29 protein-coding genes are annotated in these 21976 nt (G+C 35.8%); 1 reads left to right on the plus strand and 28 read right to left on the minus strand.

Going from position 1 to position 21976, the window contains the following annotated elements:
- Nucleotides 1–31: 31 nt before the first annotated feature.
- The 7 genes from H8S00_RS04160 to H8S00_RS04190 form a co-directional block, all read right to left on the minus strand.
- The gene (locus H8S00_RS04160) at nt 32–1438 is read right to left on the minus strand and encodes an alginate O-acetyltransferase AlgX-related protein (protein WP_186840030.1); all 1407 of its coding nucleotides are present in this window, start codon (nt 1436–1438) and stop codon (nt 32–34) included.
- 12 nt (nt 1439–1450) lie between these two features.
- Nucleotides 1451–2878, minus strand: a complete 1428-nt coding sequence (locus H8S00_RS04165; RefSeq protein WP_118588745.1) for an MBOAT family O-acyltransferase — start codon at nt 2876–2878, stop codon at nt 1451–1453.
- 14 nt (nt 2879–2892) lie between these two features.
- Nucleotides 2893–3729 (minus strand): hypothetical protein, encoded by an 837-nt coding sequence (locus tag H8S00_RS04170; protein ID WP_021952744.1) that lies wholly within the window; start codon nt 3727–3729, stop codon nt 2893–2895.
- A 128-nt stretch (nt 3730–3857) separates the two neighbouring features.
- The gene (gene truA / locus H8S00_RS04175; protein ID WP_021952745.1) at nt 3858–4598 is read right to left on the minus strand and encodes a tRNA pseudouridine(38-40) synthase TruA; all 741 of its coding nucleotides are present in this window, start codon (nt 4596–4598) and stop codon (nt 3858–3860) included.
- Nucleotides 4599–4611: 13 nt separating this feature from the next.
- On the minus strand, nt 4612–5418 hold the full coding sequence (locus H8S00_RS04180) for an energy-coupling factor transporter transmembrane component T family protein (protein ID WP_118588744.1): 807 nt from the start codon (nt 5416–5418) through the stop codon (nt 4612–4614).
- A 5-nt stretch (nt 5419–5423) separates the two neighbouring features.
- Nucleotides 5424–6272 (minus strand): energy-coupling factor transporter ATPase, encoded by an 849-nt coding sequence (locus tag H8S00_RS04185; protein ID WP_021952747.1) that lies wholly within the window; start codon nt 6270–6272, stop codon nt 5424–5426.
- A gap of 1 nt (nt 6273) precedes the next feature.
- Complete coding sequence (locus H8S00_RS04190) at nt 6274–7125, minus strand: energy-coupling factor transporter ATPase (protein WP_021952748.1); 852 nt, start codon at nt 7123–7125, stop codon at nt 6274–6276.
- A gap of 138 nt (nt 7126–7263) precedes the next feature.
- Here H8S00_RS04190 and H8S00_RS04195 point away from each other — a divergent pair, with 138 nt between their 5' ends.
- Nucleotides 7264–9138, plus strand: coding sequence for an LTA synthase family protein (locus H8S00_RS04195; protein WP_186840031.1), 1875 nt, complete (start codon nt 7264–7266; stop codon nt 9136–9138).
- Nucleotides 9139–9196: 58 nt separating this feature from the next.
- Here the strand turns inward: H8S00_RS04195 and H8S00_RS04200 are convergent, their stop codons facing one another.
- The 21 genes from H8S00_RS04200 to rplX form a co-directional block, all read right to left on the minus strand.
- On the minus strand, nt 9197–10678 hold the full coding sequence (locus tag H8S00_RS04200) for a glycosyltransferase family 2 protein (RefSeq protein ID WP_021952750.1): 1482 nt from the start codon (nt 10676–10678) through the stop codon (nt 9197–9199).
- A 628-nt stretch (nt 10679–11306) separates the two neighbouring features.
- Complete coding sequence (locus H8S00_RS04205) at nt 11307–11831, minus strand: bL17 family ribosomal protein (RefSeq protein ID WP_021952751.1); 525 nt, start codon at nt 11829–11831, stop codon at nt 11307–11309.
- Nucleotides 11832–11932: 101 nt separating this feature from the next.
- Complete coding sequence (locus H8S00_RS04210) at nt 11933–12892, minus strand: DNA-directed RNA polymerase subunit alpha (RefSeq protein ID WP_021952752.1); 960 nt, start codon at nt 12890–12892, stop codon at nt 11933–11935.
- Nucleotides 12893–12963: 71 nt separating this feature from the next.
- On the minus strand, nt 12964–13557 hold the full coding sequence (gene rpsD / locus H8S00_RS04215) for a 30S ribosomal protein S4 (protein ID WP_021952753.1): 594 nt from the start codon (nt 13555–13557) through the stop codon (nt 12964–12966).
- A 15-nt stretch (nt 13558–13572) separates the two neighbouring features.
- Nucleotides 13573–13968 carry a 30S ribosomal protein S11 gene (gene rpsK, locus H8S00_RS04220; RefSeq protein WP_005362186.1) on the minus strand — a complete coding sequence of 132 codons (396 nt, stop codon included), beginning with the start codon at nt 13966–13968 and terminating at the stop codon, nt 13573–13575.
- A gap of 31 nt (nt 13969–13999) precedes the next feature.
- Complete coding sequence (gene rpsM, locus H8S00_RS04225) at nt 14000–14368, minus strand: 30S ribosomal protein S13 (RefSeq protein WP_021952754.1); 369 nt, start codon at nt 14366–14368, stop codon at nt 14000–14002.
- Between the two features lie 343 nt (nt 14369–14711).
- Nucleotides 14712–14825 (minus strand): 50S ribosomal protein L36, encoded by a 114-nt coding sequence (gene rpmJ / locus H8S00_RS04230; protein WP_118588738.1) that lies wholly within the window; start codon nt 14823–14825, stop codon nt 14712–14714.
- Nucleotides 14826–14926: 101 nt separating this feature from the next.
- Nucleotides 14927–15184, minus strand: coding sequence for a hypothetical protein (locus H8S00_RS04235; RefSeq protein WP_186840032.1), 258 nt, complete (start codon nt 15182–15184; stop codon nt 14927–14929).
- A gap of 81 nt (nt 15185–15265) precedes the next feature.
- Entirely contained in the window at nt 15266–15484 is a 219-nt protein-coding gene (gene infA, locus H8S00_RS04240; protein WP_005362190.1) for a translation initiation factor IF-1, read from the minus strand.
- Nucleotides 15485–15512: 28 nt separating this feature from the next.
- The gene (gene map, locus H8S00_RS04245; RefSeq protein ID WP_118588737.1) at nt 15513–16262 is read right to left on the minus strand and encodes a type I methionyl aminopeptidase; all 750 of its coding nucleotides are present in this window, start codon (nt 16260–16262) and stop codon (nt 15513–15515) included.
- 2 nt (nt 16263–16264) lie between these two features.
- A complete protein-coding gene (locus tag H8S00_RS04250) occupies nt 16265–16909 on the minus strand; it encodes an adenylate kinase (protein ID WP_021952756.1) in 645 nt (214 codons plus the stop codon).
- A 76-nt stretch (nt 16910–16985) separates the two neighbouring features.
- A complete protein-coding gene (gene secY, locus H8S00_RS04255; RefSeq protein ID WP_021952757.1) occupies nt 16986–18326 on the minus strand; it encodes a preprotein translocase subunit SecY in 1341 nt (446 codons plus the stop codon).
- A 1-nt stretch (nt 18327) separates the two neighbouring features.
- A complete protein-coding gene (gene rplO / locus H8S00_RS04260) occupies nt 18328–18768 on the minus strand; it encodes a 50S ribosomal protein L15 (protein WP_021952758.1) in 441 nt (146 codons plus the stop codon).
- Nucleotides 18769–18793: 25 nt separating this feature from the next.
- Nucleotides 18794–18976, minus strand: a complete 183-nt coding sequence (gene rpmD / locus H8S00_RS04265) for a 50S ribosomal protein L30 (RefSeq protein WP_021952759.1) — start codon at nt 18974–18976, stop codon at nt 18794–18796.
- A 15-nt stretch (nt 18977–18991) separates the two neighbouring features.
- Nucleotides 18992–19501, minus strand: coding sequence for a 30S ribosomal protein S5 (rpsE, locus tag H8S00_RS04270; protein WP_021952760.1), 510 nt, complete (start codon nt 19499–19501; stop codon nt 18992–18994).
- A gap of 17 nt (nt 19502–19518) precedes the next feature.
- On the minus strand, nt 19519–19887 hold the full coding sequence (rplR, locus tag H8S00_RS04275; protein WP_021952761.1) for a 50S ribosomal protein L18: 369 nt from the start codon (nt 19885–19887) through the stop codon (nt 19519–19521).
- Between the two features lie 17 nt (nt 19888–19904).
- On the minus strand, nt 19905–20447 hold the full coding sequence (gene rplF / locus H8S00_RS04280; protein ID WP_186840033.1) for a 50S ribosomal protein L6: 543 nt from the start codon (nt 20445–20447) through the stop codon (nt 19905–19907).
- A 24-nt stretch (nt 20448–20471) separates the two neighbouring features.
- Nucleotides 20472–20873, minus strand: coding sequence for a 30S ribosomal protein S8 (rpsH, locus tag H8S00_RS04285; protein ID WP_021952763.1), 402 nt, complete (start codon nt 20871–20873; stop codon nt 20472–20474).
- 27 nt (nt 20874–20900) lie between these two features.
- The gene (locus H8S00_RS04290) at nt 20901–21086 is read right to left on the minus strand and encodes a type Z 30S ribosomal protein S14 (protein ID WP_021952764.1); all 186 of its coding nucleotides are present in this window, start codon (nt 21084–21086) and stop codon (nt 20901–20903) included.
- 15 nt (nt 21087–21101) lie between these two features.
- Nucleotides 21102–21641: a 50S ribosomal protein L5 gene (gene rplE, locus H8S00_RS04295; RefSeq protein WP_021952765.1), complete on the minus strand. Its 540-nt coding sequence runs from the start codon at nt 21639–21641 to the stop codon at nt 21102–21104.
- 22 nt (nt 21642–21663) lie between these two features.
- Nucleotides 21664–21975, minus strand: a complete 312-nt coding sequence (gene rplX / locus H8S00_RS04300; protein ID WP_243169548.1) for a 50S ribosomal protein L24 — start codon at nt 21973–21975, stop codon at nt 21664–21666.
- Nucleotide 21976: the final 1 nt, after the last annotated feature.

Below are 21976 nucleotides of genomic sequence, written 5' to 3' on the forward strand. Positions count from 1 at the left end.
CATCTTTTTGCGAAATTAATTATTTCTTAATCTATTCCTCAAGTTCCACTTCCACACCGCTGCCGGAAGTATAATATTCATTTCCCTTTTGAGAAATCACTTCCACATCATAACTTCCTGACGCAATTTCTGCCGTGTCAATATAAAGTCCAAAATGGTATCCATCTGCTTTTTCATTTTCATAGGATGCCGGGAATGCCTCAAAAGTATAAGAATTTTTATCATTGTACATTCTTACATATATATTTCCGTCATCGCTTAAATAGTTTTTGTCTACAGCACCTTTAAAGGGCAGATACTGGTTTTCACTGTCCACCATTTCAATAACAGACTTGCACTTATCCGTTGTCTGTACCGATAAGTTTTCAGTTCTAAGAGGCGCTGCCATATATGGAACTTCCTCAATAAGTGACGGAATATGTCTCTCAGTTATTTCAATAACAACTGCATCCGCATTATAATCATCCGCTAGATTTATATTATATGGCACAGCCTTTGAAAAATAACCATGGTTATATTCATCTGCCACAAAGGGTAACAAAGCATTTCCAAAAGAATCCCTGTACATCACAATAGACCCTTTTTTAGAATCCTCTTTAGTTTCAAGAGAAATATCCTCCACGTTATTTGTCTTTGAAAGATATTCATATGTATGCTTTTTTTCGTAAATTACATTTTCATCCTTTTTCTTCCCCTTTGGGAAAAGCATGCCATATAAATCTCCTGAGAAGTTCTTCTTAATAGTGTACTTTTCATTGCTGTAATCATAATGGCTCTTCCCTAAATTATCCAAAATCCAACCACAAGCCATAGCTGCACCCTCATTATTCCAATGAGTGTCTAATTTATGATAAACACGTTTATTTACATTTTTAAACATCTGCTGCAAATCAAGAGTGTTAACACCTAACTTTTCCATTTCAGCCTTTAACAGTGAATAATTGTTAACATCACTTATCTTTATGTATCTCGAAGGCATATACTCAGGATATAAGGCGTTTTTATCCGGTGCTGCTATAAACAAAAACTTTCTGTTATTGTTATTGGCATTTTCCTGAATCAGGGAAAGTACCTTTGCACAGGAATATATTTTTCTCTCTGACAATGTGTTTCTTCCAATATAATCATCTAATGTTTCACTGAAAAACAGCCAGCCGTCTTTGCCTACAATTACATTGTCATTATTAGATTCCTTAAACACATTACTTTTAATGACACCGTCAGCCTCAATTAATTCCTGCCTGAAGGCAAAATTATCTGCGAAAAAATCCGTTAATTCCGAAAAATAATCTCCATTTATATGCCCATCTTTCTTTAATTCCGGGAAACCCTGAACCTGACGTTTTTCCACATTTAAATCCGTCTTGTAAAAAAACATGGCTACTGACGGAAGACAAATTATTATAAAAAATAAAATTATGAATATTTTCTTTTGCATTCCCATCACCACCTAAAATCTAAAATAAATAAACGGATTATATGTAGCCGTTGCTAAATTTATAACACATAGTAAAACAAGCAAAATGTCAAATGCGTAAACAGCTGTATTTATGGTGTATTTTGCTTTTACGCTTCTGCCATCTACATAGCTTAGCAGATTTTCCCTTACAGGATATGCAAAAGCCACAGCCAATATCAAAATAAATATGTAATAAGGACTTAATAATTCAGCTATGTAGCTTACAGAATTTATTCCAAATGTAAAGCCTGTAAACATTGTTTTAATCATTCCAAAACCTTCAGCCACCGTGTCTGCCCTAAACATAACAAAAGCTACTGTTGCCACCAACCACACATATATATTTTTTATGACTTTGTTTTTTATTTTTATGCCCTTTCCTACAGTGTCCTCTAAAACATTTGCCACACCATGTATCATTCCCCATACAAGGAAAGTCCAGTTAGCACCATGCCATATACCTGTAAGTGCAAAAACAATTAACTTATTTATTTCTGTGCGAAGTTTTCCTTTTCTGTTGCCCCCTAACGGAATGTACACATACTCCTTAAACCAAGTAGAAAGGGATATGTGCCATCTGCGCCAAAATTCTTTTATGCTTTTTGAACAATATGGATGTTTAAAGTTTTCGCTAAATTCAAATCCAAATATTTTTGCCATTCCAATTGCCATATCAGAATAACCGCTGAAATCATAATAAATCTGTAAAGTATAGCTTATAGCTCCTACCCACGCCACAAAAAAGCCATAATCTCCTATGTTTAACTTAAATATGGCATCTGCTATATAACCTGCACCATTGGCTATAATTAGTTTTTTTGCAAGACCTCTTATAAACCGCTGAATGCCTGCAGCTGCCATATCTATACTTGATTTTCTGCTATTTATCTGTTTTGCTATTTCATTGTACCTTATAATAGGGCCCGCAATAAGCTGTGGGAAAAATGATACATACAAAACAAGGTTAAATAGATTTTTCTGCTCTAATTCAGGTTCCCTGTAAACATCAATTACATAAGACAAAGCCTGAAACGTGAAAAAAGAAATTCCAATGGGAAGGGCAATATTAGGATTCTTTATATTTATTCCATTTATGTGATTAAGATTTTCCACAATAAATCCGGTATATTTAAACACTCCCAAAACTCCTATATTGGCTATTACAGCTAATATAAGACAAATCTTTCTGCCCGCCTGGTTTTCATTTTTTGAAAACACGCCAATAAGCCTTCCGAACATGTAGTTTACAGCAATAGAGGCCAGCATAAGTAAAATATACACCGGCTCTCCAAATGCGTAAAATATCAGGCTGGCTATAATTAACAGTGCATTCTTTGCCTTAATGCCCGGTGCACAAAAATACAACGCACACACTATCGGCAAAAAAACAAACAAAAATATCGCTGAACTAAATACCATACCGTACTCCTATTTTATATCTTTCTCTTATCTACCGCCCAGCATGAATAATTTTTATATGATAAGCCGTAGTACTTTTCATAATCCTTTGCTCTGGCAAATAATGTATCATAAACTTTTCCGTTAAGTTCCATCCATGCATGTTCCGTGTCATGGGCAACATAAACTGTTTTATATCCGCTTTCATGTACCAGAAAAGCTAATGCTGCTGCTTCCGAAACACAACATCCGTCTCCATTTTTAAAGATGTCATTGGCAAACGTTGATTCCCAGCCTTTTTGCTTATATATTTTGTTAAGGAAACGGTATCTCTTGTAAGGTGCCTTGGCAACCCAGTCAAAACATTTTCTCAACTTTACTTCCTTGCTATCTGTAGCCTTGCAAATCTTATTTACCTTCAACCTTGCTGTAATCATTGTGTTAATTTTATCAATATTTAAATCTGTCTTTTCTGCCTTGCCCTTTTTATCCAGCTTAATTCCGTCCACCTTACGGTTTTTAAACATTTTTCCATTTACACGGCTGAAACAATAGTAATTTCCACGGCTTCTAAGCCATCCTAATGTCATTGTTCCGTCTTTTCCAAAGTGGTATGTTTTTCCCTTAATCTTTACAAAGCGTTTTTTCACATACTTTCCATTAACCTTATAATATGTATAACCGTTCTTTGTAACTAATTTTCCCTTCTTTTTTGCTGCCTTTTTCTTGGTATTCTTTGATACTGTAGTAGTTTTTTCAGACTTGCCATCCTTATTGTCTACTGTGGCTGCTGAGGTAACTGTTAATGTACCTATGCATAAAAACAATGCAACCAACATTAATACTTTGTGAATATGTAATACTCTTTTCATTTTCATTTTCTTTTCCCTTTCTCATTAAATGTGATGTAATTATGTCTTTTAATCATTGGTATACTAGCACTGCAACTATACAAAATCAACATTTTGTTTATTACATTTCTATTACAAAAATTAACAATCTATTCTTGGTATTCAATGCCTACTAAAGTAAGTCCTTTTGCCGGTGCTTTAGGCCCTGCCATGTACCTGTCTTTTGCCTCAATTATCTCCTTTACATGCTCTGGTGGATACACCTTGAGTCCCACTTTCATAAGGGTTCCCACTATTATTCTTACCATATTATAAAGAAAACCGTTTCCACTGATTTTAATTGCTATAATATCATTTTCTTTATTTATGTCTAATTCATAAATTGTTCTCACAGTGGTTTTCACCTGGCTTCCTGCAGAGCAAAAGCTGGCGAAATCATGTTCTCCAACTATATATCCGGCAGCTTCCTTCATCAACTCCACATCCAAAGGCATATATACGAAATGAGTATACAACCTTACCATAGGATTTGGAAATCTGCGGTTTAATATTTTATATTCATATGTTTTTTTACTGTTGCAATATCTTGGATGAAAATCAGTAGATACTTCTTCTGATTTCTGTATTCTAATATCCTCCGGAAGTCTCTGATTCAGTGCAAAACTGATTTTTTCAGGAGGTATTTTTGTTTCCGTATCAAAAACAGCCACATTTCCTATGGCGTGAACCCCTGAGTCAGTTCTGCTTGCACCAATTACCGCAATTTCTTCTCCAAGAAGTCTTGTTAATTCTCTATTTATTATTTCCTCCACCGTAATACCGTTAATCTGGGTCTGCCACCCGCAATAATTAGTTCCGTCGTAGGAAATTATCATTCTTACTCTTTTCATTAAAACCTGCTCTCTATATGAAATATGCAAACACTTTGTCTGCACCTATTACAACTACTATCATACATAAACTTAACGCGTATCCTATGGCATCCCGCTTAGCATATTTTAACGGTTTCATTTTCGTTCTGTTTCCTCCGTGATAGCACCTTGCTTCCATTGCCGTTGCCAAGTCAATGGCTCTTCTAAGGGATGATATAAACAATGGAATAAGTATAGGTATTAAACTTTTTGCTTTCTGCAAAATATTTCCCGTATCAAAACTTGCCCCTCTTGCCTTCTGGGCTTTTGTGATTTTGTCTGTTTCCTCCATAAGAGTTGGGATAAAACGCAATGCCAGTGACATTATCATGGCAATTTCGTGAACCGGAAATTTCACTACCTTAAGGAAACCAAATGCCTTTTCCAGCCCGTCTGACAGGTCATTAGGAGTCGTTGTAAGAGTCATTATGGAGGTACATATAATAAGGTATATAAGTCTCACGGAAATATATAGTGCCTTTATAAGTCCCTCTTTTGTTACGGTAAGAAATCCTATTTCCAACAGAATTTCGCCTTTTGTCATAAAAATATTTAATACCACACTAAAAAGCAGTATAAATAAAATTCCCCTGACTCCCTTCAACAGTTTCATAAATGGAATTTTTGAAGCTTTTATAACTGCTGCCATAAATATTGTAAATAATCCATAACCTGCAATTGTATTTATCTGAAAAAGTACAATTATACAAATCATCGTTCCTGCTAATTTGACTCTTGGGTCAAGTTTGTGAATTATTGAATTTTCGGGATAGTATTGTCCTATAGTAATATTTGCCATTTATCTTATCTCCCTAAACATTTAAGAATGTTTTCCTTTGCTTCTTCAAGATTAATAATATTTTCATCTACGTTGTATCCTGCTTTTTTTAATTCATGCATTACATAAGTTATTTGCGGGGCTGCCAGTCCCACCTTTTCAAGTTTCCTGTAATGGGCAAAAACCTTGTGAGGCACATCATCATACATTACCTCTCCGCCATTCATTACAATTATTCTGTCTGCATAATTTGCCACATCTTCCATGCTGTGGGACACCAGAACCACTCCTATTCCACGTTTTTCCCTTAAATCACTGATACATTGAAGAATTTTATCCCTGCCTTCCGGGTCTAATCCCGCAGTAGGTTCATCAAGAACTAATATTTCCGGATTCATTGCCAGTGTTCCTGCAATTGCCACTCTTCTTTTCTGTCCACCGGACATTTCAAAAGGTGATTTTTCGTACATTTCTTCGCCAATTCCCACCAGTTTCAGTGCCTCTTTAGCCCTAATCCGTGCATCCTCATTACTTAGTCCTTCGTTTTTCGGTCCAAAACAGACGTCCTTTAACACAGTAGCTTCAAACAACTGATGTTCCGGATACTGAAAAACCAAACCTACCTTGCACCTTAATTTTCGCAAATCAAAGTCCTTGTCAAATATATCTTTTCCATCATATAAAACTTTTCCTTCCGTAGGCTTTTCAAGGCCATTAAAATGCTGTATCAAAGTTGACTTTCCGGAGCCTGTGTGACCGATTATGGCCACAAATTCTCCTTTATTTATTTCCAAATCAACATTTTTTATGGCTGCAGTTTCCTGACTTGTTCCTTTTTCATATATATAACTTACATTTTCTAATTTAAGCGACATATTAATTATCTCTTTCCATCTTATTTATCTGTTCTAACAGCTGGTCTACAGTAAGTATTCCATCTTCTATGTCAAGACCGCTTTTCTTTAGCATATAACCTAATTCCGTAACCTGCGGCACCTCAAGTCCATATCCTTTTATTTCGTCCACCCGGGAAAAAATTTCTTTTGGAGTTCCCTGCATTGCCAACTTTCCCTTGTCCATAACAAAGATTTTATCTGCTTTAATTGCTTCATTCATATAATGAGTTATTAAAACAATGGTTATGCCTTTTTCCTTATTAAGCTGATGCAATGTTTTGATAACTTCTCTTCTTCCTACCGGATCAAGCATGGCAGTTGGTTCATCTAAAATAATGCATTTCGGTTCCATGGCTATTATTCCTGCAATTGCCACTCTCTGTTTTTGTCCACCGGAAAGCTTTAAGGGAGATTTGTGCCTGAATTTTGTCATTCCAACGGCACCTAATGCCTTCTCCACTCTTTTCCATATTTCCCCTGTGGGAACCGACATATTTTCCGGGCCAAAGGCAACATCCTCTTCCACCATGGTTGCCACTATCTGGTTATCAGGGTTCTGAAAAACCATTCCTGCCGTCTGTCTTATGTCCCACAAAAGCTTACCATCCCTTGTATCCATATCATCTACCCAGATAGTTCCGTCAGTGGGCATTAACAGGGCATTTATATGTTTAGCTAAAGAAGATTTTCCAGAGCCGTTATGACCTAATATTACAATAAACTGCCCCTGTTCAACATCAAGGGATACTCCGTCAATGGCCCTTACCGTCTCTGTTTCTTCATCAGCTGTTCTATATTCATGAATAAGATTCTTTATATTAATTATTTCCATTTTAGTCTCCGATTAAATTTTGCTACACCACCGCACTTATTTTATTCTATTTAGATTTTTTTTGCAACTTATATGCCAAATATTAGTTTAGACATTTGTAACTATTTATGGTATTTTATTGTGTGGAGGAATATTACAATGATTAATTCAATAAAAAACATAAGTATTAAGTTAAAAAAAATAATTATCACTAACAAGGTTATTATATTAATGACTCTTCCATTCTTTGCAATGGATATTTTTACTCGTGCTTTCGGTCTTAAAATTTCATATTTTCCGATTTACTATCCGGCTCCTAATATTTTCACTTTATTGTGGATTGTATTTTTTATGGGAATTGTCACTTCCTTAAAAGGAATTGCCGGTAAAATTCTTTACTGGATTTTTTTCATTTTGTCCTTTGGGATGTTTTTGACTAACACCATTTATTATTCCCTTACAGGATTTTATTTTAGTTTTAATCTTACTAAATTGGCTGATGAAGGAAGTTCTTATATATTAGATACTATTGTTCATACAAATCCAGTTATATACATATTTGCCGTAATTGTACTTGTATACACTATTATTGTGGCAAAAAAGTATAAGAAATATGATGAGTTTCGTTTAAAGAGGCTGCTTATTTTTGTGGTGGTTTTTGTTATACTTCATCTTTTAGCACCTCTTATGTTTGGTCACTCCAGTTCAGGGCTTAAGTGGAATAACTTTAAAAAGCCAAGAAGCGTGTACGAAAATTATAGTGACAGCAACAAAAGTATGAGAATATCAGGACTTTATGAATATTCCGTTAGAAACTTTTATTTTACTTTCCTTAAACCTAAGGATAAAATCAGCAAGGAAGATAGAAAGTTTTTAGATGACATATATAATGCAAAAACCGAAGATGAAACTAATTCATATACCGGTCTTTTCAAGGACAAGAACGTGATTTTTCTCCAGTTAGAAGGAATGGATACATGGCTTTTAAGCAAAGAAAATACACCTAACCTTTATAATTTGCTTAATCACTCCATTAATTTCACGGATCATTATTCCATATATACCGGTGGTGGTTCTACCTTCAATTCAGAATTTGCAGTTAATGCGGGATTTACCACCCCAATATCTTATACTGAAAATGTATATACTTTTAACACTAATACCTTTGACAATTCCATGGCAAGGTTGTTTAAAAAGGCCGGTTACAGTGTTAATGCTTTCCATATGAATTCGGCAGATTTTTATTCCCGTGGCATTAACTACAAAAGCTGGGGATACGATAACTACTATGGTTTAAAGGATATTGCCAAGTATAATAATTTAGATTATGAGTTAGACAGGGAATTGATTCTTAACAAAACATTTTACAATAAGATGTTTAAGCAAAAGGGAAAATTTGTGGATTATATTATTTCTTATTCTCCTCATACACCTTTTACAACCTCCAAAGAGGTGGGAAAGCTTATTGCCGAAAAAAAATACGGTGTAGGTAATGTTCCCGATTTGTCGGAAGAGGAAACTGCCAAATTAATGGTGGGAGAAACAGATTATATGGTAGGTCTTTTAATTCAGGCGTTAAAGGATAATAACCTATACGATAATACAGTTATTGTTGCGTATGCAGACCACTATCTTTACACAATTAATGATAAGTCAGTTCTTGATAAATATAAGGAAACTGACAACAATCTTATTAATCATACACCATTCTTTATATGGAGTAGTGATGTTAAACCAACCGATGTTAATGAGGTTACAATGCAGATGAATATTCTTCCTACTGTGCTTAACCTGTTTGGAATAAAATATAACAGCAATAATTATATTGGAAAGAATGCTTTGGCAGATAATTACCACGGTTTTGCCTTTTTCAGCGATTATTCATGGTATGACGGAAAAGTCTACGTTGAAGATGGAAAAGTCACTAACGGTGGCAAAATCAGTCAAAAGAAGTTAGAACAAATGAGTATTTTGGTAAACGATACCATTAAGAAAAATGATTTAACCTTGAAATATGATTATTTCAGAAAATAATTTTTAATTTATAAAATAAGCTACAGCTTAAGTGTTGCCTTAAACTGTAGCTTATTTTTTATCCTACCTGCTCTTCTATATCTTCAATTGTAATCTTGCTGTTGTGGGGAATTGGCTTCCACTCAACCTTTTTAAACAATGCTACATACTGGGTATATCTTTGTATAATATCAAAAGTAGGCCAGGTAAATACATAAAGTACCTTTCGCCATATGCTAAACTTCGGTATTCTTCTATGCTCAATTATAAACAGATAAACAGCTACCCATATATTCACAAAATATCTTCCTATTCTATAGAATAATCTTATCCATATTGCCAGTAAAATGCTGAAAAAATAAGCTTTTACTCCCGAGTCTAGGGCTACAGTGGTATTACCTGTAAAGTGTCTCACAATGGCAGATAAATATGTATCATTGCTAAAGACGTACATTGTAGCTCCTGTATTCCACGCAACAAAAGGATCAATTATTAATTTCAGTAAAATCCACTTGGCTGCATAGACAATATTTTTAGGAAGAAGTTGTGCAAAAGTATCAAAGGACATAAATCTATGCCTTATGGTTCTTATTAAATAGCTGTACCATTTATCATCTTCATAGTGCTTTGTGTTTTTATCTATGAATATATTTTTAAACAAACCCCATCCACTTTCAGCAAATGCCTGAAGATGCCCCTTAGACCAACGTAACCTTTGTCTCAACGCTACCTTTAAACTAACAGGTTGTTCATCATAGAAGATTGCATCATCATTGTAGGATATTTCATATCCCTCCACAACGCAATCTGCTGTTAATGCCCTATCTTCCGTAAGGGATGTATATTTCCATCCGTCTTTTACTATTTCATTGGAAAACAGAAAACCTGTTCCCTGAATGTTAGTTGCTAAGTGAAGAAGAGAACGGGCTCTATGCCTGTATCGTATTGACCGTAACCAATGAATGGCATATGTGGATGCTATCCAGCTTTCCGTCCAGTTCTTTGTGCTTCTATATGATGTGATTATCTTCTCTCCTGCATCAAAGGAATCATTCATTCTTGAAATATAATCTTTTTTCAGCAAATTGTCTGAGTCAAATATAAAATACCCTTCAAAGGACTCTATGCCATAATCTCTTTGTATTTGTTCAAAAAGATACTTAAGGGCAAATCCTTTGGTTCTCTCTTCAGGATTAAAATGCTCATAGCATATGGCTCCCTTTTCTCTTGCCACCTTTGCTGTATTATCAGTGCAGTTATCTGCCACAACGAATATGGTTATTAGTTCCTGGGGATAGTCCTGCTTTCTTATACTGTTAATAAGATTTGCAATAACCGGTTCCTCATTTCTGGCAGGAATAAGCACTGCATATTTGTGCTGCTTCTTTGCCGGTTTAAATTTTCTGGTGGCAAACAAACCAATAAGCATATATGGTTTATCCTGTATTACAAGAATTCCCATAAATATTCCTACTACATAGCAAATCGCCAACACCGGCGACTTTATATTACACATAAAATCAACGATTCTGTCTATTATAGTCATTGACATAATCCACATGATTCTTTCCTCTCTATTCTGTAAAATCTATTACACTATACTAAGTTATATTAAAAAAAGCAAGTGGGAATGTTTTCATTTATGCACTATGTAAAACAGGCTTTTACTTTATTTCTCTATATTGCTTGCCACAATAAGTGGTGCGTTCTCCCCTTGTGTACTGTTTGCTATGTAATTATTATATTCCTTTTCATCTAATATCACATTTCCTAAAATATAATCCTGGGATATCTCATTTCCTTCTGAATGGGTTATTTTATAAAAATACTTATATGTCTTTCCGTTACAAACATACTCATCCCCATATCTCTCAACACTTATTTTATTTATACCTGTGTCATCTTTTGAGGATTTGTTTATTATAGTTATTTCCTTTGCAGCCTTATTGTCAATAAATGCATCAATACTGTCACCTCGTTCTTTCTATACCATTTCTATAGTATTCTTTTCTTTTAACTTTGTTAAATACAAAAAATAACAAATCTTCACGGTTTTCAAAGAACCATGCCCCCGCTCTTGTATAGTGCCGTTTATTTTTACTGTTAAACAAAAATAAACAGCCAACTATGTATAACATAATCGACTGTTTGTTTTATTTAATGCGAGCTTAACACTCAATATATTGCTATTATACTAATTCAAGTAATACTTCCATAGCAGCATCACCTTTACGCTGGCCAATCTTAACGATTCTTGTATAGCCACCCTTACGGTCTGCGTACTTAGGAGCAATCTCGTCAAATAACTTCTTAGTTAAATCAACTTTCTTTGCTTCATTCTTCTTGCCAGTTTTGTCTGTTACTGTGTAAAGAACCTTGTTCATCTGGCGTCTAGCATGAAGACGTGAAGGCTGGTCTTTCTTGATAGTCTTCTTTACTTCATCGTAAACTGTTACTTTCTTGCCATCAACTACTTCTTTAACTCTCTTGCCATCTTTATCTTTACGAGCAACTTTAGCTGTAACTTCAACTTCATCAAAGTTATCTTTTTCTTTTACAGCTAATGCAATAAGACCTTCAGCAACCTTGCTAATTTCTTTAGCTCTTGCTTCAGTTGTAACTATTTTGCCGTTATTTAAAAGACTTGTAACCTGACCTCTTATTAAAGCCTTTCTCTGACTTGAAGTTCTTCCAAGTTTTCTATAACCTGCCATTTTCTTACCTCCTGTTTTGTATTGTCACCATTGCTTAATAGTGGCAAATCGTCGGTGGGATATGTATATACCCTGCACCTCCTCTAACAAACTCATGTCTATTAGTTCTCGTCGCCTGGTTTCAATGCAAGGCCGAGTTCTTTTAACTTAGCAAGTACTTCTTCTAATGACTTACGTCCAAGGTTTCTTACCTTCATCATATCATCAGAAGTCTTATTTACTAATTCCTCAACTGTATTGATACCTGCTCTCTTCAAACAATTGTATGAACGAACTGATAACTCTAATTCATCGATGTTCATCTCTAACACTTTATCAATTTCATCATCGACCGGTTCTGCTATAACTTCAATATCCTTTGAAGTATCAGAAAGATCAATAAATAACTTTAAGTGTTCGCAAAGAACTTTTGATGCCAAACTAACAGCTTCATCAGTATCTAATGTTCCATTAGTATAAACATCTAATGTAAGCTTATCAAAGTCTGTAACCTGACCTACACGAGTGTTTTCAACTGACATATTAACTCTCTCTACCGGAGTGTAAATTGAGTCTACAGCGATAACACCGATTGGAAGATTATCATTCTTATTTTTCTCTGAACTTACATAACCTCTACCCTTAGTAATGATTAATTCCATACTAAGTTTGCTATCTGCACCACCACTAAGTGTTGCAATAACTAAATCCGGGTTTAAGATTTCAATATCAGAATCTGTCTGGATATCAGCTGCTGTTACGACCTGGTCTCCAGTTACATCAATATGAGCAATCTTCGGTTCATCTGTTGTACTGTTGTTTTTAATCTCAAGCTGTTTAATGTTCATTACGATTTCCGTAACGTCTTCTTTTACTCCAGGTACTGAACTGAATTCATGAAGAACTCCGTCAATCTTAATCTGGCTTACAGCTGAGCCTGGTAATGATGAAAGCATAATTCTTCTTAATGCATTACCAAGTGTTGTACCATATCCTCTTTCAAGAGGTTCAACTACAAACTTACCATATCTTCCATCATCTGATTTTTCTACTATAATATTTGGTTTCTCAAAATCGAACACTAATTAGCCCCTCCTTTATTGGGAATTGCTTAAGCCTACTGGGAACAATCTTAATAAAATATATGAATATATTATTTAGAATATAATTCGACAATAAGCATCTCATCTACAGGTACATCAATCTCTTCTCTCTTTGGAAGTTCCTTGATTTCACCTTTAAGATTATCCTGGTCTACTTCAACCCATGCTGGGACTGTTCTTCCACCAGTAACTTCGATGATATCTTTATATCTCTGTGAACCTTTGCAGTTCTCTTTGATTTCAATAACATCACCAACTTTGATTAAGTAAGAAGGAATATTTACCTGCTTTCCATTAACCAAAACATGCTTGTGATCTACGATCTGTCTTGCTTCTTTTCTTGTTCTTGCAAATCCCATACGGAATACTACATTGTCAAGTCTTGTTTCAAGCATGATCATAAGATTTTCACCTGTCTGTCCAGGTTTCTTCTGTGCCTTCTGATAGTAATTTCTGAAAGGCTTTTCTAATACACCATAAATGAATTTAGCTTTCTGCTTTTCTCTAAGCTGAAGACCATATTCACTCATCTTTCTGCTTGATCTGTTTAAATTTCTATTTGATTTCTTGTCTATTCCTAAATAAATCGGATCTAAACCAAGTGATCTACATCTTTTAAGAACAGGAACTCTATTTACTGCCATCTTTTCCCTCCTAAATTAGACTCTTCTACGTTTTGGTGGGCGACATCCATTGTGTGGTACTGGAGTTACGTCCTTAATAGATGTAACTTCAAGACCGCATGTAGCAAGGGCACGAATAGCTGCCTCTCTACCTGATCCTGGACCCTTAACCATAACATCTACTGTTTTCAAACCATGTACTAAAGCTGCCTTTGTTGCAGTTTCTGCTGCCATCTGAGCTGCATAAGGAGTAGATTTCTTTGAACCTCTAAATCCCAGACCGCCAGCACTTGCCCATGATAAAGCATTTCCTTCAGCATCTGTCAATGTGACAATTGTATTGTTAAATGATGCCTGTATATGTGCCTGTCCGTGTTCAACGTTTTTCTTAACACGCTTCTTTGTCACTTTCTTTGTAACTTTCTTAGCCATTTTCTAAACTAACCTCCCTTATGGGTTTATACTATTTTTTCTTGTTTGCTACAGTTCTCTTAGGACCTTTTCTTGTTCTGGCATTGTTCTTTGTGTTCTGGCCACGAACAGGAAGTCCACGTCTATGACGGATACCTCTATAGCATCCAATTTCCTGTAATCTCTTAATGTTTAATGCGATTTCTCTTCTTAAATCACCTTCAACTGTCTGACTTGCATCGATAACGTCGCTGATTTTCTTAACTTCTTCGTCAGTTAAATCCTTACAACGTGTGTCAGGATTAACGCCGGCTTCTGATAAGATTCTCTTTGAACTTGAAACACCGATACCATAAATATAAGTCAATCCAATTTCAACTCTCTTTTCTCTTGGTAAATCAACACCTGAAATACGAGCCATATGAATAACCTCCATTAGTTAAATTGTATGAATCTTCGAAATACGTAGCCCGTGTTTCCACGTCTGAAATGTTGTACGCTCCCAAAAATTCATATTTGTAAGTTTCAAACGAATAACCGGTTCAGCAAATTACCAGTCATTCTTTCTGAAAATATAAATCAATTATATCTTCTTTATTTCATAGTAACGTATATATAAAATATAGTTACTGCAGCCGCAAATTCGTAGTAAAACTACCTGATGCTCTCTAAATATAGCATCATTAATACGGTTAATACCGCATTACAATAAACAGCACAAATAAGTGAACAATATGTATCATTCACTTCTTTTCCGGATTAAATTAACCCTGACGCTGTTTGTGCTTAGGATTCTCGCAAATAATTCTTACGATTCCTTTTCTTTTAATGACTTTGCATTTTTCGCATATTGGTTTAACTGATGATCTAACTTTCACAGTAAATCCTCCTTCCACAAAAAAGTCCGAATATAATGTTATCATAAGATTATAATTATTACAAGGACTTTTTTTTAAAAAAATTATATTTTTTAGTTACTCTATAAAAAGCTGCACCAATTACAGCCTTTCTTCCTCTTAAGCTGCGCCAGCTCAATTCCGCTTCGCTTCACTGACCTTTCGCTTCTCTTCCTTATAAGCTGCGCCAGCTCAATTTTGCTTCGCTCCATTGACCTTTCGCTTCTCTTCCTTATAAGCTGCGCCAGCTCAATTCCGCTTCGCTTCATTGACCTTTCGCTTCTCTTCCTTATAAGCTGCGCCAGCTCAATTCCGCTTCGCTTCATTTCGCTGCGGGGCATACGCCCCATAATAATAAAATTTTGTGCAAGGGTTTGTATGTAAACATCCAAACCCTTTTACAAATTTTATTATTGCGCAGCTTATTTATCACGCCATATGATTCTTCCTTTTGAAAGGTCATATGGAGACATTTCTATTGTTACTTTATCTCCAGGGAGTATTTTGATATAGTTCATTCTAAGCTTACCGCTGATATGTGCAAGCACTATATGTCCGTTTTCAAGCTCTACCCTGAACATCGCATTTGGCAATTTTTCTACAACTGTTCCTTCTATTTCAATTACATCTGCCTTTGACATGATTTCATTCCTCCACTTTTATAGTCTTTTACAGTGTTAATATTTCCGGCTCTCCCTTTGTTATAAGAACCGTGTTTTCATAATGTGCTGCCAATGATCCATCGTCTGTAACCACTGTCCAGTCATCATCCATAAATGCCACATCTGCTCTTCCCATATTAATCATAGGCTCAATACAAAGTGTCATTCCTGCCTGTAACTTCATTCCTCTTCTTCTTTGTCTGAAATTCGGAATCTGCGGATCTTCATGCATTTCTCTTCCAATGCCGTGGCCTACCAAATCCCTGACAACTCCATATCCGAATTTATCAACATAATCATTTATAGCTGCTGATATTTCGTATAAGTGGCATCCCTCTTTTGCAAACTTAATTCCCTCGAAAAAGCTTTGCTTTGTTACCTCTAACAATTGTTTTGCATCATTACTTATTTCCCCAACAGGCAATGTTCTTGCACAATCTGACTGGTAACCTTTATAGCTTAAGCAAAAATCAAGACTTACAATGTCGCCATTGTCCACAAAGTGATCTTTTCTAGGTATCCCATGAACGACTTCGTCATTTACTGATACACACAGCGCTGCCGGAAATCCTTCATATCCTTTACATGTTGGAATACAGCCATAGCTTCTTATTAACTCTTCTCCAATTTTGTCAATTTGATAAGTACTCATGCCCGGCTTTATTTCTTTTGCCAGTTCCTCATGAACCTTGGCAATGTATTTGCCGGCCTGACGCATAAGTTCAATTTCTCTTTCTGATTTAATTGTAACTGCCATTTTTATGCTCCTAAAATATCAACAATTGCATTGAATACATCCTTCATGTCAACTGTTCCATCAACACTCTTTAAAATTCCCTGTTCATTATAGTAATCTATAAGTGGCTGTGTCTGATTGTGATATACTTCAAGTCTGTTTAATACTGTTTCAGGCTTATCATCATCTCTTACAATAAGCTCTTCTCCACACTTATCGCACACACCTTCAACCTTTGTCGGGCTGTATACTACATGATATGTTGCTCCACAGCCTACACATGCTCTTCTTCCACCCATTCTCTTTACAATGTTTTCATCCGGTACGTCAACATCTATTGCGAAGTCAACTTTTTCACCCTTAGCTTTTAATGCTGTATCAAGAGCTTCTGCCTGTGGAATTGTTCTTGGGAATCCGTCTAAAACATATCCGTTTTTGCAATCATCCTGTTTAAATCTATCCATAATTAAGTCTAATGTTAATTCATCAGGAACCAACTGTCCCTTATCCATATAAGACTTAGCTTTTTTTCCTAATTCTGTTCCATTTTTAATATTTGCTCTAAAAATATCTCCTGTTGAGATATGTGGAATGCTGTATTTTTCAGCAATCATCTTTGCCTGTGTTCCTTTTCCGGCTCCAGGTGCGCCTAACATAATAATTTTCATATTTTTTTCCTCACACAATAAACAATAGTAGTTTTAGGGGGCAGCATAAGCCGTCCCCTAAATTATCTGATATCTTCTAGAATATTCCTCTGACTGTACTGTAACTGCGTTCTGAAACCATTGACTTAATAGTCTGAAGTGTTTCAAGAATAACACCTACGATAATGATAATTGATGTACCGCCAAATCCAACTTTTGCTCCTGTTACACCTGAAGCAACGATTGGAATAACCGCTACAATAAGAAGTCCTACTGCACCGATTAAAATTATATAATTTAATATCTGTGTCAAATATTCAACTGTTGGCTTACCGCTTCTGATTCCCGGTATAAAACCACCTCTGTCATTAAGGTTTTTAGCAACCTCACGAGGGTTAAATGTTATTGATGTGTAGAAATATGCAAAGAAAATAATAAGTAATATATATACTACAAATCCTATAGAATATTTCATATTCGCTGGATTACACCAATATGACTGACTAAGATAATGAGCCCATTCCGGATCTTTTCCGAAGAACTGAGCAATTACGACAGGGAACTGTAATAATGATGATGCGAAGATAATTGGAATAACTCCGGCAGTGTTAACCTTAAGAGGTATATTTGACTGCTGTCCACCAACCTGTCTTCTTCCCTGTACTTTTTGTGACATCTGCACTGCAATTTTTCGTGTTGCCCCCTGAAGGATTACTACAAGAACGATAATTCCCACAACTACTCCGATAATAATCAAAGCTGAAAGGCCTCTCATTCCTGGAGATATACCATCTTTAGCAACAAAGTTTGTAAATAAGTTGGCAATATCACTTGGCATACCTGAAACGATATTAATTGTAAGTACAATAGAAATACCATTTCCTACACCCTTTTCTGTGATTTGTTCACCAATCCACATAAGAACTGCTGAACCGGCTGTCATTGCCAAAATTCCTGTTACGATTACTCCCCATTTTCTTATGGCATGCATATCACCATACTTAATAGCGTCTGTATCAAATATTCCCTGATTTGCAAATCCAATAATCATGGCAGTTGACTCGATTAATGCAAGAGCAACTGTTAAATATCGTGTAACTTCTGCTAATTTCTTTCTGCCTTCTTCTCCATCTTTCTGAAGTTCATCAAGTTTTGGAATGGCAATTGTTAATAACTGCACGATAATAGATGCAGTGATGTACGGTGTAATGCTCAAAGCAAACACCGACATCTTTTCCATTGATCCACCGGTGATGGCAGTAAAGAAACTAAAGTTTTCATTTGAGAAATTGCTCATAATATCTTTTATTGCATCACCGTTTACAAATGGAATAGGTATCTGACTACCTAATCTTACAACTATTAACATCAGAAATGTATAAAGTAATCTTTTTCTTATCTCTTTAACTTTTAATGCTTTCTTTAAGGTTTCTAACATATTAGATCACCTCACAAGTTCCACCTGCGGCTTCAATCTTTGACTTAGCACCTTCACTAAAAGCATCAACTTTTACTGTAAGTTTCTTAGTGATTTCACCATTACCAAGTATCTTAACACCGTCTCTAGGATTTTTGATTACCCCAGCCTCAAGTAATGTTTCTACAGTTACTACTGTATCATTGTCAAATCTTTCCAAAGCTGTAACATTAATTCCTACAATGTTCTTTGTATTAATATTTGTGAAGCCTCTCTTTGGGATTCTTCTGTATAATGGCATCTGACCACCTTCAAAACCTGGTCTAGGGCTTCCTGAACGTGCTTTCTGTCCTTTATGACCTTTACCGGCTGTCTTGCCATTTCCTGAACCATGTCCACGGCCTCTTCTGAAATTATCACTATGTTTTGAGCCCTCAGCAGGCTTTAAGTTTGATAAATCCATTGTCGCACCTCCTTATCTAATTAGATTAAATTTCTTCAACTTTAACTAAATGTCTAACCCTCTGAATCATACCTCTGACTGCAGCATTGTCAGGCATTTCGACTGTCTTGTTAAGCTTTGTAAGTCCTAAAGCTTCTGCAGTCTTCTTGTTTTTTGGAACTGCTCCAATTGTTGATTTTACTAAAGTAATTTTTAATTTATCTGCCATTTTCATTTCCTCCTATTAGCCTAAAATCTCTTCTACAGTTTTACCGCGAAGTGAAGCTACTTCTTCCGGAGTCTTTAATGCAGCTAATCCTTCAATTGTAGCAAGAACTACATTCTGCTTATTCTTTGAACCTAAAGACTTTGTACGGATATTTGTGATTCCGGCAAGTTCTGCAACACTACGTGCAGGACCTCCGGCGATAACACCAGTACCTTCCTTAGCTTTCTTAAGAAGTACTTCAGCACTTCCGAATTTTCCAATAACATCGTATGGAATACTGTTATTCTCATCTACAGGAACAGTAATAAGGTTCTTAATAGCATCTTCTTTACCTTTACGAATTGCTTCAGGAATTTCAGCTGCTTTTCCTAAACCTGCACCAACGTGTCCATGTTTATCACCAACTACTACTAAAGCTGCGAAACGCATATTACGTCCACCCTTTACTACCTTAGTAACACGTTTGATTGATACTACTGTCTCTTCTAATTCTAACTGACTTGCATCAATTATCTCACGTTTCATGTGTGTTACCTCCTCAACTAAAATTCCAGTCCAGCTTCTCTAGCTGCATCAGCTAATGCCTGAACTTTACCCTGGTATATAAAGCCGCCTCTGTCGAAAACAACTTCCTTAATACCCTTTTCTACTGCTCTTTCTCCGATAACCTTACCAACATATGCTGCGGCATCAACGTTATTAGTCTTTTCTAACTCTTTCTTAATGTCAGCTTCTAATGTAGATGCTGCAACGAGAGTTTTTCCAACTGTATCGTCAATAATCTGAGCATACATATGATTATCACTTCTAAAAACTGCTAAACGTGGGCACTCTGTTGTTCCACTTAAATGATTACGCAGTCTGTTATGTTTCTTAACGCGAACTTCGCTTCTAGATTTCTTACTAACCATCGTCTACACTCCTTTAATTATTTCTTACCAGTCTTACCAACTTTACGTCTGATAACTTCTGTTTCATATTTGATACCTTTGCCCTTGTATGGTTCAGGAGCTCTCTTGCTTCTGATTTCAGCAGCATACTGGCCAACTTTTTCTTTATCAATACCTTTTACAGTGATCTTATTCTGTCCGTCTAAAACAGTTTCGATTCCTTCAGGATCTTCCATTTCAACCGGATGTGAATAACCAAGTGAAAGAACTAACTTCTTTCCCTGCTTCTGTGCTCTGTAACCAACACCGTTTACTTCTAATACCTTAGTATAACCCTCTGTTACACCAACGATCATGTTGTAAATAAGTGTTCTTGTAAGACCATGTAAAGATTTGTTTTTCTTTAAGTCATTTGGTCTTGTTACAACGACATTGTCGCCGTCTAATTTAATGTCCATAGCCTCAGGTAAAACTCTTGAGAGTTCTCCCTTTGGTCCCTTGACAGTCACTTTATTATTTTCTGCTATATCAACAGTTACTCCTGCCGGTACAGCGATAGGCATTCTTCCTATACGTGACATTTCGCCTTACCTCCTAATTTTTATTTACCAAACGAATGCGAGAACTTCTCCACCTACGTTTGCTTTTCTTGCTTCCTTATCTGTAATCACACCTTTGTTTGTTGAGATGATAGCTACTCCAAGTCCACCGAGAACTCTTGGTAATTCATCTTTTCCGGCATAAACACGAAGACCCGGTTTTGAAATCTTCTTTATTCCTGTAATAACCTTATCGTTTTTGTCCTTACCGTATTTCAATGTGATTCTGATTGTTTTGAAGTTTCCTTCTTCTATAATATCATACTTTTTGATATATCCTTCATTTAAAAGAATGTCAGCAATAGCTAATTTCATCTTTGATGCAGGAACATCTACAGTATCATGTTTTGCAGTATTTGCATTACGAATTCTTGTAAGCATATCTGCGATTGGATCACTCATAGTCATAGTTTACTTCCTCCTTCAAATTTTCTCTTACCAGCTTGCTTTCTTTACGCCTGGGATCTGTCCCTTGTATGCTAATTCACGGAAGCAAATTCTGCAGATTCCGTATTTCTTTAAATAAGCATGTGGACGACCACAGATTCTACAACGGTTATAAGCCTGTGTAGAGAACTTAGCTTTTCTTTGCTGTTTAACTTTCATAGCAGTTCTAGCCATGGATCTACCTCCTAATTACTTTGCAAATGGAACATTAAATAATGTCAATAATTCACGAGCTTCTTCATCTGTGTTAGCTGTTGTAACAAAAATAATGTCCATACCTCTAACCTTATCAACCTTATCATATTCAATTTCAGGGAAGATAATCTGCTCTTTAATTCCAAGTGCATAATTTCCTCTTCCATCAAATGCGTTAGGGTTAACACCTCTAAAGTCTCTTACACGAGGAAGTGCAAGATTTACTAATCTATCTAAGAATTCGTACATCTTATCTCCTCTAAGAGTTACTTTACATCCGATTGGCTGTCCTTCTCTTAACTTGAAGTTAGCTACTGAATTTTTAGCTCTTGTAATAACTGCTTTCTGACCTGTAATTGTCTCAAGATCCTTAACAGCTGTATCTAAAATTTTATGGTTTTCTTTAGCTTCGCCAACACCCATGTTTATTACAATCTTATCGAGCTTTGGAATCTGCATTACGTTCTTATATTCGAACTTTTTCTGCATAGCGTCCATAATCTCGTTTAAATAAGTTTCTTTAAGTCTGCTCACTTTTTCGGACCTCCTCTCTTAATTAATCGATTACGCTGCCATTTTTCTTGGCAATACGTACTTTCTTTCCATCTTCAACTTTAAATCCAACTCTTGTTACCTGTCCTTTAACAACAAGCATAACGTTGGAAATGTGAATAGGTCCTTCCTGTGTGATGATGCCACCATTCTGATTCTGAGCACTTGGTTTTGTGTGCCTTGTATGCATGTTGACACCTTCGACTGTTACAGTTCCGTTCTTAACGTCTACTGCACTAACTTTTCCTTCTTTACCTTTGTCTTTACCGGCAATAACTCTAACTGTATCACCTTTTTTAATCTTCATAGCTGACATT

Source organism: Eubacterium segne (genome assembly GCF_014287775.1).
Lineage (GTDB): Bacteria > Bacillota > Clostridia > Lachnospirales > Lachnospiraceae > Eubacterium_G > Eubacterium_G segne.